The 12,525-nt window shown below is 38.1% G+C and carries 11 protein-coding genes; 5 read left to right on the top strand and 6 right to left on the bottom strand.

Translation table 11 applies throughout. The annotated features are described in order from the left end of the window. Nucleotides 1-36: 36 nt before the first annotated feature. The 4 genes from cysM to ACN9MR_RS11530 all read right to left on the bottom strand — a co-directional run bounded on the left by cysM (nucleotide 37) and on the right by ACN9MR_RS11530 (nucleotide 6,480). The gene (cysM, locus tag ACN9MR_RS11515; protein ID WP_426329828.1) at nucleotides 37-909 is read right to left on the bottom strand and encodes a cysteine synthase CysM; all 873 of its coding nucleotides are present in this window, start codon (nucleotides 907-909) and stop codon (nucleotides 37-39) included. Nucleotides 910-920: 11 nt separating this feature from the next. After that, nucleotides 921-1,733 (bottom strand): serine O-acetyltransferase, encoded by an 813-nt coding sequence (locus tag ACN9MR_RS11520; RefSeq protein WP_426329829.1) that lies wholly within the window; start codon nucleotides 1,731-1,733, stop codon nucleotides 921-923. A gap of 221 nt (nucleotides 1,734-1,954) precedes the next feature. Beyond that, nucleotides 1,955-3,733 carry a heparinase II/III domain-containing protein gene (locus tag ACN9MR_RS11525; RefSeq protein WP_426329830.1) on the bottom strand — a complete coding sequence of 593 codons (1,779 nt, stop codon included), beginning with the start codon at nucleotides 3,731-3,733 and terminating at the stop codon, nucleotides 1,955-1,957. 140 nt (nucleotides 3,734-3,873) lie between these two features. Then, complete coding sequence (locus ACN9MR_RS11530) at nucleotides 3,874-6,480, bottom strand: DUF7133 domain-containing protein (protein WP_426329831.1); 2,607 nt, start codon at nucleotides 6,478-6,480, stop codon at nucleotides 3,874-3,876. 429 nt (nucleotides 6,481-6,909) lie between these two features. On the opposite strand from ACN9MR_RS11530, the gene ACN9MR_RS11535 reads away from it, so the two are divergent. From ACN9MR_RS11535 to ACN9MR_RS11550, 4 genes are all read left to right on the top strand, one after another. Then, the gene (locus ACN9MR_RS11535) at nucleotides 6,910-7,080 is read left to right on the top strand and encodes a hypothetical protein (protein WP_426329832.1); all 171 of its coding nucleotides are present in this window, start codon (nucleotides 6,910-6,912) and stop codon (nucleotides 7,078-7,080) included. A gap of 336 nt (nucleotides 7,081-7,416) precedes the next feature. After that, complete coding sequence (locus ACN9MR_RS11540) at nucleotides 7,417-8,502, top strand: fatty acid desaturase family protein (RefSeq protein ID WP_426329833.1); 1,086 nt, start codon at nucleotides 7,417-7,419, stop codon at nucleotides 8,500-8,502. A gap of 343 nt (nucleotides 8,503-8,845) precedes the next feature. Beyond that, nucleotides 8,846-9,433 (top strand): GDSL-type esterase/lipase family protein, encoded by a 588-nt coding sequence (locus tag ACN9MR_RS11545; protein WP_426329834.1) that lies wholly within the window; start codon nucleotides 8,846-8,848, stop codon nucleotides 9,431-9,433. Between the two features lie 114 nt (nucleotides 9,434-9,547). Next, entirely contained in the window at nucleotides 9,548-10,228 is a 681-nt protein-coding gene (locus ACN9MR_RS11550) for an esterase family protein (protein WP_426329835.1), read from the top strand. Nucleotides 10,229-10,249: 21 nt separating this feature from the next. Here ACN9MR_RS11550 and ACN9MR_RS11555 read toward each other — a convergent pair whose 3' ends face one another. Then, a complete protein-coding gene (locus ACN9MR_RS11555; RefSeq protein ID WP_426329836.1) occupies nucleotides 10,250-10,774 on the bottom strand; it encodes a hypothetical protein in 525 nt (174 codons plus the stop codon). 210 nt (nucleotides 10,775-10,984) lie between these two features. Between ACN9MR_RS11555 and ACN9MR_RS11560 the strand changes: the two genes are divergently transcribed. Next, nucleotides 10,985-11,767: an HAD-IIA family hydrolase gene (locus ACN9MR_RS11560; protein WP_121285161.1), complete on the top strand. Its 783-nt coding sequence runs from the start codon at nucleotides 10,985-10,987 to the stop codon at nucleotides 11,765-11,767. A 348-nt stretch (nucleotides 11,768-12,115) separates the two neighbouring features. On the opposite strand, the gene ACN9MR_RS11565 is transcribed toward ACN9MR_RS11560, so the two are convergent. Then, a complete protein-coding gene (locus ACN9MR_RS11565; RefSeq protein WP_426329837.1) occupies nucleotides 12,116-12,361 on the bottom strand; it encodes a hypothetical protein in 246 nt (81 codons plus the stop codon). Nucleotides 12,362-12,525: the final 164 nt, after the last annotated feature.

Below are 12,525 nucleotides of genomic sequence, written 5' to 3' on the forward strand. Positions count from 1 at the left end.
TATCAAAAAAAGCCCGGCAAGATTAGTGATTTATGCTCAACCAAAAAGATCGCTGCTCAGGTAGCGGTCTCCCCGGTCGCAGGCGATAAAAACAATGGTTCCATTATCTAGTTCACCAGCAAGCTTCAAAGCAGCCGCGCAGGCACCTCCCGAGCTCATACCTGCAAATAAACCTTCTTCTTTAGCCATTCTTCTCGACATTAAGGTTGCTTCTTCCTGCGCAATATCCATTACCCGGTCTACCCGTAGCGGATCGAATATTTTTGGTAGATACTCTTCAGGCCAACGCCTAATACCTGGAATAGAAGAGCCCTCAGTAGGTTGACAGCCTACAATCTGAATATTACTATCTTTTTCCTTAAAAAATCGGGAACAGCCCATAATGGTCCCCGTTGTTCCCATAGAACTTACAAAATGCGTAATCTGTCCCTCCGTATCTTTCCATATTTCTGGTCCGGTTGTTTTATAATGAGCAAGGTAATTATCAGGGTTTGCAAATTGATTTAATAAAAAATACCCCTTTGAAACGCCTTTTTCTTCTGCATAATCCCTGCATTCTTCTATACTTTCTAACAGGGTTACTTTTGCACCAAAGGCCTCCATGGTTACCTTACGTTCGCGCGTAGAATTGGCTGGCATAACCAGTTCAATTTCTAAGTTGTATAAACTTGCAATCATAGCCAATGCAATTCCGGTATTACCACTTGTGGCCTCTACCAGTTTAGTTCCAGGAGCTATATCCCCACGTTCTATCGCACTCCTGATCATATTAAGCGACGCTCTATCTTTAACACTACCGCCTGGATTATTTCCCTCTAATTTGGCAAATACCCTTACAGCCGGGTTAATATTCAGCTTTTGAAGTTCAGCCATTGGCGTATTTCCGATCAGATCGATTATTCCTGCCATATTTTAATATATTAATTGGTTTCTTTATGGTTTCTAATGGTAATTATTGGAGAATGATAAGCCGTAGAAAAAGCTGGGATACTTTCTGTAAGCCAAACGTTTCCCCCGATGATACTATCATGCCCAATAATGGTTTCGCCGCCCAATATGGTTGCTCCAGAGTATATTACTACCCTATCTTCTACTGTTGGGTGACGTTTGCTGCCTGCTAATGTTTTTTTAACACTCAAAGCGCCAAGTGTTACCCCTTGATAAAGTTTCACATAACGACCTATTGTACTGGTTTCGCCAACAACAATCCCAGTTCCATGATCGATATGGAAGTATTCGCCAATACTGGCTGCCGGATGGATATCGATTCCTGTTTTAGAATGGGCATATTCGGTAAGAATTCTCGGAACCAGCGGTATACCGAAATTATAAAGCATATGGGCAATTCTGTAGAAACAGATGGCATAAAAACCGGGATAAGTTCTAATGACCTCAAACCTGCTTTGTGCAGCTGGATCGCCTTCATAAATGGCTACTATATCGGTGTTCAATACACGGTAAAGCTCTGGCAGTTCTTCAAAAAACTGACCAGCTGCATTTTTACATTCGCTATTTTTAAGCTTACAACTGGCCGATATGATATCATAAAGTTCAAGCTCCAAAACAGCAACATATTTCTTTACATCTATAATTGTAGAAAATACTTTAGGAGAATTTTCTGGAAAAAGCACTTGAATTAGCTTTTCTGCCCAAAGGGATATCACTTCATTGGGTGGAATATTTGGTTGTTCAAGAGGGTTCTTAATAATTTGTTCAAAAAAATGGTCTTCCATAACTGGTGGTCATACCTGCCCGATCTGCTCATCGACTAGGTATATAGATTTAATCGCTAAATGTAAGTTTTGTTTTTTTAAACCAAAACAACTGGCGCAATTTTATGATAAAAATTGCTCGACAATAACAATAAATTTCATCAGTATAGTTTTTAGAAAGAATTATAAGTAAAATCAAGCCTTAGAAGTAAAGCTGAAAATACGTCAACTACCAGGCCTATTTATTTTTTAGGCCAACTGGCTATCGGTTTAGCAGAAAAGCTTTGGGGTAATGGATTCTGGGCAGCTAAAAATACCGATATGGCTTGTTCGCTGTTAGCTTTAAGCCTTACTTCGAATCCTACAATCGAAGTTCCTGGATTTTTGGCGTCATAATCTGTAACCGGATCTGTTGACCAGGTTTTTATTTTAACATTGCTTTTGGTATCTACAAAGAGATAACATATTTTGTTTTTATAACTTAATTCGATGGTATGCTTATCAATGATGTGTACCGTAGCAGGTGTAACCATCGACCACCGAAGGGTTACATCGGTGTTTCCTACGGTTATTTCATCACGGATCATTACTGCTTTTTTATCGATCAAGGCCACCCCTCTAATTGATTTTTTTAGTTTATCGGCATATAAGCTACTCAGATCGGCAACAGCATTCATAAACAGGCCATTATCAGCGCTACTGATGAAAGCAGCATTGCCCCTAACATTCTGAAAAGTACTATCAATTGAAAGGGTATTGTGTGCGAGATTATTATAGCGGAATATTTTCCAGCGCGCTGCATTTTGTTTACTGTCCCAAAGATTAATGCCCTTCGATTCGAGCGATTCGTAATCCTGCATCCCAAAATCCATGGCCCAACGCACTCCCTGCGATTCCATGACGAAAGAGCCTACATCCATATGGCCATGGCTAACAGCGGGTGAACCACCTTTAAAACCTACAAAAGTAGCCAGCGGATCCGTCCACGAACTTCGCATCAAAGCAACCGGATTAGGACCATTTCCTATCCAAAACTGTGTAGTTTTAGGCTTAATGTTATTAAGCGATAGTTTTGCACCCCACAACATTGCCGATGGGAGTAATCTATTCTGTAGCGGCATTTGCTCATCGAGCTGTTTTTTAGTTACCCAAAGTAAAGCAGGATCGTTCAGTTTCGATGCAAACCAAAAAAGTGCGGGATTAAATTCAGCCACCGCCCTGCTATCCGAATAATTAAAAGGTTTTCCTGAAGGAGCTGTCATATTAGCCAGATAATCAGCTGTTTTAAGGAAACCTGACTGAGCGCTTAAATCAAAATCCTGATGAAAAACACCTTCCAAAGCACTGATAAACATCACATTAAAAGAAGTGCCGTATTCCCAATATCCATAACCTTCTGGATAAGCACCATCAGGAGCATATTGTTGCATGGGTAGGGTTACACTTTTAATTGCCCGGTTAATAAGTTTAGCTGATAATGCCGGGTGTTCTTCGAAAGTAGCTATTGCACCAAACGAGATGCCTGCATTGCATACCTGATTCCAGTTATTGGTAATATTTAACCAGTTATTATACCTTTTATCTGTTGAAGGCCGTATTCCCTTTTCGAGAATGGCAAGAGCAACTATACTTCTGGTTGATTGGGGTAAATCCTGATATAGCCAATCGTAACCTATTGATAAAGCCATTGTCATTTCACCCACATCAAGAAAATGGCTTGGGTTCCAATCTTTAAAACCAGAAACTGCGAGCAGTTCTTTTTCTGCTCTGGCTAAATACTTTTTATCATGGTTTAGCCTAAAAGCATAAGAGAGGTAATAAATCCGTTTAAGTGCTTCTCTGGATACAGCAAGCAAACGTTTTCCGATCATCACCCGCCCTAATACGGGTTTATTTAAAACGTAATCTGCTTCTGATAATATGGCTTGGTGGATTTGTTTAAACTTCTCATCGCGCTTTACATTTTCTAAGATCTGTTCTTCAAGCTCATGGTTTATCAATAACCTTGGATGCGACGGCATCTTAAAAGTTGAATCAACTTCCTTGTTTTGCCCTACTGCTATAGTAGAGCAAAACAAAGTTATGATGGTACATATAATTGTGATAAGCTGATTTTTCTTCATGGGGTTATTTCATACTTATCAAATTTAACTGCAAGGGACTATTTCTTTTGTTCAGATAAGAAAGAAACTAACGAAGCCAGTTCTTCATATGATAATGAATTGGCCAAACCTTCTGGCATCATCGAAGTTTCCATTTCTTTTCTCGATAGGATATCGCCCGCTTTAATGGTGAAAACTTCTCCTGCAATATTACGAACCACCACTTTGGCAGCCGTTTCCTCTGTAATAAAGCCCATGTAGGTACGGTCGCCTTTGGCGGTAATCATTACCGAAGCAAATCCCTGAGAAATTGAAGCATTAGGTTTTAATATCGATTCTGCAATCTGCTCACGGTTCATGATAGAGCCGATCTGTCCCATAAAAGGACCTTTCATTTTCTCGCTTTTACTTAAACTATGGCAGGCAATACAACCTTGATTATTGAAAATATTTTTTCCTTTTAATGGATCACCCTGTAATTTATTGATGGCCAGCAATACATCTTCGATAGATGATTTACCTACCTGACCTTTTTTGTTTTTGATTTTATCCAAATCAATTTTTGGCTCTTCGGCAGCAGCTACTTTTTCTTCTTCAGCAAATTCAGGAATGTCCATCCTTTGGCGTGCATTTAAATCAACGTAAAATTGTTTTCCCTTCGCTCCTGCTTTTGTAGCTTCTTCTTTCAAAAATTTCTCGATAATAGGAGAACCTTCCCACGAAACGGCTTTAAAATATGGTCCGTGTGAATCGGGACGTGTACCCCACCACCAAGAAGCATCATAAGCAATTTCTTTTTTATACAAACGGCCTAAAGTAACCAATATCTGCTGTTTTAATTTTTCATCTGTCGATTGTTTATAGTTTTCGATCAATCCGTTAACCGCTTTTTCGGTATGTATATAACGTAAGGCCCAAAGTGCAAGGGCAGAATTTTCAGTTTTAACTGCAGCAAGCAAAGCATCTACAGCCTGGAGATCAACTAAGGCCCTAACAGCTAAATGAGGCAAAATAATAGCTGAATTTGGTGTTGCATGAGGTCCTTCAGTACCTTTGGCAGGTGCAGTAAATGAAGCAGGTACCTTGGTTTGTAAAAGCGTATTGGCAACCTCTGCCCTGCCCAAACGGTTTAGACCTATTATCGAAGCAGCCTGAACGCGAAGAGAAGGATCTTTTAAACCTTCTAAAAATGGTTCAACTGGTACTTTGTCTATATTCGCTTTACGATCAGCAAGTGCTTTCAAGGCAAATTCCTTAATTGCATTATCTTTGGTAAATTCAACTAAAGTTGCGATACCATTTTCTTTGGTTAGCTGTGCATAGGTATACATACCAGCTATACGAACATCAAGTGCTAAGCCTTGATCGGAAGCCACTTTTAAAGCCGATGCAATAGCTTGTTTATTATTACGCAAAACCAATTCCTGCGAAGCAGTTAAACGGCCTACTGCACTATTCGATTTAAGTAACTCGGTTAATTTTTTAATTGAAGCTTTTTTAACATCAGGAAAAGCTTTGTATGTCCAGTTGTTTGGCACTGCACGAACAACATAGCCTTTATTAGGACTTCCAGAGTAACCTGCACCGTCCCAAGCCGACAAATAGAGCCTTCCTGAACCATCTACATCAAGATCGGTAATCTGAGGGAGTTTAATAAATTCTTCATCTTTCTGTGTAAAAGTCGGCCCATCGGCGGTTACTCTATGAATATATAACATGCTTCTGCCCCAATCTGCCATCATTGGTACATGGTTATATTGTTCCGGCCAGTTTGGTTCATCCATAAATAATGCTCCGGTACCCGATCCTCCACCTAAATCTGCAAGTGCAGGAATAATTTCATCAGTAAAATTCTGGAATAACACAGGGTAACCGTATTCTCCAGATTGTATGTGGTGCGAGAAACGGACATTCCATCCACCGCCATCGTTGGTATTTTCTCGGGTAAAAACGTTCATGTAAGGATCGATAGCTACATCATAAACATTACGTGTACCATGTGTATATACTTCCATTTCAGTTCCATCAGGGCGAACACGCATAATTCCGCCACCTAACATGGTTAGTTTTTTGCCTGAACGATCTACCGCATCATGAAATCCAAAATCTCCAACAGAAATGTAAATCCATCCATCAATGCCCATTCTAATGCCATTAGTAGCATGGTCGGTACCACGTTCGCGGATATATTTGGCATTACTGATATGCTCTATAAGCGGTTTTTCGGGTCCATCGGCTTTTCCATCGCCATCTTTATCTTCGAAAACAACTAAATTCATGCCGGTAGCCTGTTTTGTTTCTTTAGAAAAAGTGGTATGTAATACATATACCTGGCTGCCTTGAACAATAATACCGCGTGGATTATCCACCTCGGCAAAATCTACATGTTCGTCCATTTTACCATCGTTATCCTTATCTATCAATTTAAGAATATGGCCTTTACCAGGATCTTTACCTAAAGAGCCGATCATATCAACACCAACATATACTTCTCCAGTCGGTGCTACGGCTAAACAGGCTGGGCTGGGTGTAACATCAGGTCCTGCGAAATTGGTTATTGTTAATTCGGGTGGTGATACGCGTTGTATTTTTGGTTCGCTAAAGAAGTTTTTTAATCCAAAAAAAACTAGTGTAAAAGAAATTAAGCTTAAAGAAAATTTAATCATTTGTGTGTGTTATTGGTTTCTTGGTGGTTGTGCCGCGTAAACTTACAAAAAAATATAAATTCTCTTGTGCCACAATTTTGTGCATTTCAAGTTAATTCTTAACCATTTGGCACTTTTACTTACTGGCCGGTAAACTTATTTACTTCATTTTAAAGTAAAACAACTTCACAGTCGTTATCCTGATAAAGATCCATATTAATTTAAAGCAACAATCCAAACTAATTACTTTAAGCAATTAAATAAGCTTCAAACCGCTATAATTATGTATAACAACAAGTAAAACACAAATTAAATGAAGAAAAAACACCTTATAAATAAGATAAAAAACCGAGTTCATCAGAATCAGGTAAATTATTTCATCAAACATTTGCTCCAAAGGAGATATTTTATTATATTTACTAAATCCAACATTCATTAAATCAGTATGTTATGAAAAATATTCTTTATTTCTTCCTGACTGCTCTGATCTCCTCCATTGCACTATTAACTACAAGGGATTCTTTTGAACCCGAATTGGTTTATAGCACAGTGGTATTAATATGGATTTTTTACATTTGGTACCATATTTATGCTGCTAATAAGAGGAACTACAGCGAGTAGTCTGTGTCATAATTAAATTGAATTCTCCAATTGAATATAATCTGGAGCTAAAATATTAGTGACCAATATTTTATCCTTACTTTTTGCTTTCATCTCATTATTAATTTGTTTAATACAGTCATTGAAGTAAATTAATTTACGCTCTTATTAAGAAATTCGTAATTATTTGATATGATTGCCAGGTGCATCAACGGTTAATTTATTATCTTCGTCGAAAACTAAAACACAGTTGTTTACGTTTATAACTAAGCTGGGCTAATTGGCCGGGCTATACATAAAGCTTAATGAACTTGGAGTTATCGACCTCGTACATGGGGTAGATTAGCGCACAAGATCATGAAATCAAAAGCAAAATTCCCATGTTTAGCAGGGAATACATTTTACTCGGAAGTTCGCCGCAGAGTAAACAACGACTTTAAAGAAAACAATAGAAGTATCAATGCCAACGTGCTGATGTGGTTTAAAGCCTTTCTTTTCCTCATCTTATTTTTGGCACTTTATTTAACTATATTACTCTCTTCTTTTCATATAGGTATTCTCTTAAGTTTAACTATTCTGCTTGGTGCAGTATGTGCATTCATCGGTTTCAATATCTGCCACGATGCCATTCACGGTTCGTTTTCGAGTTCTAAACGCACCAATTCATTTTTTAGTTTTCTTTTTAATATGGTTGGTGCCAATCCGTATGTGTGGAACATTACCCACAATGTGGTACACCATACCTATACCAATATACCTGGTCATGACGAAGATATCGAAGTAGCACCAGGACTTATACGCATCTGTACAGAAGATGAATTAAAACCCCATCAACGTTTCCAGCAATGGTATGCCTTTCCTTTATATAGTCTGGCTTCGCTTTCCTGGGTATTTCGTAAAGATTATAAAAAGTTTTTTCAAAAAAGTGTAGGTGCCTGCCAGAACAAACATCCGAAGATCGAATACTTTAACCTCTTTTTCTATAAGTTTCTTTACTACTTTATTTTTATTGGTTTACCGATACTGATTATGCCGCTTGCCTGGTGGCAGATTGCAATCGGTTTTGTAGTGTTACACATGGCTCAGGGCTTAACCATGGGACTGGTTTTCCAACTTGCTCATGTAGTAGAAGGAACCACTTTTCCAACAACCAATGCAGAAGGCAATATGGAAGAGGCCTGGGCTGAACACCAAATGCGTACTACAGCTAATTTCGCAACCCAATCGCCAATTTCTGCTTTCTTTCTTGGTGGGTTAAACCGACAGATAGAGCATCACCTTTTCCCTAAAATATGCCATGTACATTATGGTCGAATCTCCATTATTGTGAAACAAACCGCTCTGGAATTTGGATTGCCTTATCATGAAAACAGTACCTTCTTATCAGCACTTCGCTCCCATTACCGTATCTTAAAGAGAATGGGGCGACCCGAAACAATTTAGTGGCTATTAATAAGGCAGATAGTTCAAACTTAATGTTCTTAATTCCTTAATAGTAAAATCGTTAATCCTATTTAGTTCATCATTAAGAAGTTTAGGATATTAAGATCATACTAATTCAACCTTAATGTTCTTATTGCCTTAATGGTATAAAACCCCGACCTTGCTTTCTTTGATCATTAAGAAGTTTAGGGTATTAAGTTTTAGTTCCTGTAAAATTGAGCAATACGCATGAACAAATAACCAATATACTAATGACGAATGAACCAATAAACCAACACCTAATAACATAAACTTAACATACAATACATTTCTTCAAGAGGCAGATCTTTTTATCTTTAACCATATGTACTGGTACGAAGAAGAAGTTAAACAATTGGAAAGGGCGCATCGCTTAGATCGGGAGCATCCGGGGGTTATTTTCTATGGCAGTTCATCTATCCGGTTGTGGAATAGCCTAGAAGATGATTTTGATTACATGAAAGTAACCAATTTAGGCTTTGGCGGCTCTACATTAGCAGCATGTGTATGGTTTTTTGAGCGGATTATGATAGACTACAAACCAAAGGCGCTTGTGGTATATGCAGGCGATAACGACCTTGGTGATGGTAGAAACCCTGAGGAAATATTTATCTTTTTCCAGCAGTTAATGGTTAAAGTTAACCAGCGGTTTGGCATATTGCCCTGTTATTTTATATCGCTAAAACCCAGTCTAACCCGCTGGCAAATGGCCGATCAGTTTAGATACACCAATAATCTCATCGAAAGCGAAATTATTAAACTCAATAGCAATTGGAAATTTATTGATGTATTTAAAAAAATGCTCAATAAAGAAGGTAACCCAAACCCTGAACTTTACGATCACGATGGATTGCATCTGAGCGAAGAAGGTTATCGTTTGTGGGCAACTACTGTTAAAGAGAAATTAGGTTAATCATTACGCGCAATTAATATCCTGATAACATATATGCCTTAATTTTCCACAAAAGAATTGATGCCAATGAACAGGGAATATCATAAATGGTCCAGTCATAATCTTCAACGGGATATGGAGCTACTCGTTTTCGGTCATGCCGGAAGAGCAGTCATTTTTTTTCCTACCCGCATGGCCAGGTTTTACGATTACGAAAATTGGGGAATTATAGCTTCTTTAAGTACACAAATTGAAAATGGAGAACTCCAAATTTTTTGTGTAGATAGTATAGACGGAGAGAGCTTTTATAACGATGAGGTATTTCCATCGGTAAGGATAGACCGGCATTTACAGTATGAAAAATATCTCCTTGAAGAAGTATTATCGCTTATCTATCAGAAAAATGATGGTGATTATGTAGAAACTGCTGGCTGTAGCATGGGCGCCTACCATGCTATAAACCTCGCCATGAAATATCCCTGGTTATTTAAAAAAGCGGTTGGTATCAGCGGAAGATATGACCTTACAGACAATATAGGTGATTTTAGAGACCTGCTGAACGGGTTTCACGATGAAAGGGTTTATTTTAATATGCCAGCGCAGTATATTGCTAACCTAAACGACGATCGATTGTTATCAGCAGTTAGAAACATGGAAATTATTCTTGCCGTAGGCGAAACAGATCCATTTTTAAGTGGAAACCAGCACCTAAGCAGCCTGTTATGGGAGAAAGGTATCCCCAATCAGTTTCATACCTGGGAGAGCAATGCACACCGCCCCCATTATTGGCGAAAAATGGCGCCTATGTACATTTAATTAATACATAAACGCCTCATCTTATTTCACTGCTAAATCAAAATATTGTTTAATTTGGATGGTATCTACAGGTATTTTAGATTTTTCAGCTGCCACAACAATGTGTGCGTCCAACAACCATTTTTCGGATGAGTTATTCGCATTAGCCACTTTAATTCCCTTAACCGTACCTGCAATTGGAGTTAAGTTGAAATAATCGCATGAAGCGCAAGAAAACAGATGTTTTACCTTTCCAGCCAGAATATCAGCATCCGTTAATAAAAATTTATCACCCTTCATTGGTGCTTCCATATATATCCGCGTGGTGCTGAAGCTATTACTCTTAGTAGCCCAAAAAACCCGGTATTGCCCGGTGCTAAGTGTAATCTGCCGATCGGGCATTGCTGCATTATTAACATACTCAAACAGGCAGCTTCCTTCTGTACAAGGAGTTAGATTTTGCGCGTCAATGGTAAAATCCATTGGGTTATCCGTTTTCTTTTTGCAAGCACTCAGGATGGTTAACACAATCAAAAAGGCGGTGGTTACTTTAAAAGCGTTTCTCATAATTTGATTTTCTATGAATACGGTACAAATTGAGGATATGCTACAATTCGAACATTAATTTTTTATTAAATAAATGAAGAGGAAATAAATACCATTTAATATCGACAGGATAAGTTTGGGTTAAAAACTGACTACCTAAAGACTTTATCTTAACACTGATTGAACAAGAAAATATTAAGTTTGCACATAAACAGATTAAATCTACAAAACATGAAACAAGGATTATTAATAGATATGGATGGGGTGATTTATAGCGGGGAAGAATTGATATTTGGTGCTGATAAATTCATTAAAAACTTAATAGATGAAGATATTCCTTTTGCGTTTATGACTAATAATAGTCAGAGAACTGCATTAGAGGTCGTACGCAAACTTAAAGGATTAGGTATAAAGGTAGAAGAAAGCCATGTATACACCAGTGCGATGGCCACAGGTAAATTCCTTTCCGATCAAAGCCCGAATGGTACTGCTTATGTATTGGGAGAAGGTGGTTTATTAAGCAGTTTGCACGACCATGGTATTACTTTGGTAAACACCGATCCAGAATTTGTGGTACTTGGAGAAGGTAGAAACTTTACGCTCGAAATGGTGCAGCGTGCGGTTGATATGATTCTTGCTGGAGCTAAATTTATCACCACCAATAGAGATCCATCGCCAAAGAAACCAGGTTGGAATAATTTAGGTATTGCCGCAACTACTGCTATGATTGAAGAAGCAACTGGCAGAAAAGCATTTGTTACAGGCAAGCCAAGTCCGGTGATGATGCGCTCAGCACGTAAATTTCTGGGATTAGAAACCAGTGAAACTACGGTTATTGGCGATACAATGGAAACGGATATACAGGGAGGTGTTCAAATGGGATATAAAACCATTCTGGTACTTTCGGGCATCTCAAGCAAAGATACTTTAGGGCATTATGCTTTTAAACCTGATATGATTGCAAGCTCTGTTGATGAGATTAAGTTTCCTTTGACCTGGTGGGAAGGTAAATAGTTTGGAGCCTTGAGTTTGGAGTCCTTAATCTAAAGTCGATTAAAATTGCAGGCTGTATCATATTTGTAATTTCCATTCGAATTTGTCACGTTGAGCTTGTCGAAACGCCTTTCGGGATATTTAAATAGGTCCTTCGACAGGCTCAGGATGACAAATCTATATTTATGATACAGCCTATGAAAAACCAAAATTCGAATTAAATACTATATAGAAGGTCAGATAGAAATATCTGACACCACATGATCTGCCACCTTTTCGGGAATGAAAGCGACTAATGAACAAGAGAACTAATGAGCCAAGTCGACTTATGATAACGATCTCCTGTTTATATTTTCTGAGCGCAGCGCGTTACTTTATTTTATTAATTGTAAATAAGGGGGCTGAGTTGAGGTATACAGGCTTAAAAAAATTCAACCGATAATCAATTGCAAATACAACGGGTACACCCTCAAATTTAGCAGCCGTATCAATATGACTAAATAATTTTAAAGAAGCTGAATCATTCACAATGTGCTCATGCACTGGGGTTTCAGGATTTTTATCATCAGTAAATTTGTTCGCTTTGGTTAAAAGTCCAATTGCAGGTATAACCATTAATAGCGCTACGCAAGAAATCAGTCTCATATCATTGTGCTTAAATTATCCTATTATTTGATTAGGGCCTTTTAACAAAGATGAACCGATGTTATTAGTAAGATAGTTAGCTAGCGTTATGAAATTGTTAAAGTTACAGTACAGTTTTAATTCAATATTAAATG

The sequence above is a fragment of the Pedobacter sp. R-06 genome, assembly GCF_049913135.1.
In the GTDB taxonomy this organism is placed as follows: Bacteria; Bacteroidota; Bacteroidia; order Sphingobacteriales; family Sphingobacteriaceae; genus Pedobacter.

What these genes read in the sequence shown, in the direction of transcription:
- cysM (WP_426329828.1), bottom strand. Translation starts at nt 909, where the DNA reads ATGGCAGGAATAATCGATCTGATCGGAAATACGCCAATGGCTGAACTT.
- ACN9MR_RS11520 (WP_426329829.1), bottom strand. Translation starts at nt 1,733, where the DNA reads ATGGAAGACCATTTTTTTGAACAAATTATTAAGAACCCTCTTGAACAA.
- ACN9MR_RS11525 (WP_426329830.1), bottom strand. Translation starts at nt 3,733, where the DNA reads ATGCCGTCGCATCCAAGGTTATTGATAAACCATGAGCTTGAAGAACAG.
- ACN9MR_RS11530 (WP_426329831.1), bottom strand. Translation starts at nt 6,480, where the DNA reads ATGATTAAATTTTCTTTAAGCTTAATTTCTTTTACACTAGTTTTTTTT.
- ACN9MR_RS11535 (WP_426329832.1), top strand. Translation starts at nt 6,910, where the DNA reads ATGAAAAATATTCTTTATTTCTTCCTGACTGCTCTGATCTCCTCCATT.
- ACN9MR_RS11540 (WP_426329833.1), top strand. Translation starts at nt 7,417, where the DNA reads ATGAAATCAAAAGCAAAATTCCCATGTTTAGCAGGGAATACATTTTAC.
- ACN9MR_RS11545 (WP_426329834.1), top strand. Translation starts at nt 8,846, where the DNA reads ATGTACTGGTACGAAGAAGAAGTTAAACAATTGGAAAGGGCGCATCGC.
- ACN9MR_RS11550 (WP_426329835.1), top strand. Translation starts at nt 9,548, where the DNA reads ATGGAGCTACTCGTTTTCGGTCATGCCGGAAGAGCAGTCATTTTTTTT.
- ACN9MR_RS11555 (WP_426329836.1), bottom strand. Translation starts at nt 10,774, where the DNA reads ATGAGAAACGCTTTTAAAGTAACCACCGCCTTTTTGATTGTGTTAACC.
- ACN9MR_RS11560 (WP_121285161.1), top strand. Translation starts at nt 10,985, where the DNA reads ATGAAACAAGGATTATTAATAGATATGGATGGGGTGATTTATAGCGGG.
- ACN9MR_RS11565 (WP_426329837.1), bottom strand. Translation starts at nt 12,361, where the DNA reads ATGGTTATACCTGCAATTGGACTTTTAACCAAAGCGAACAAATTTACT.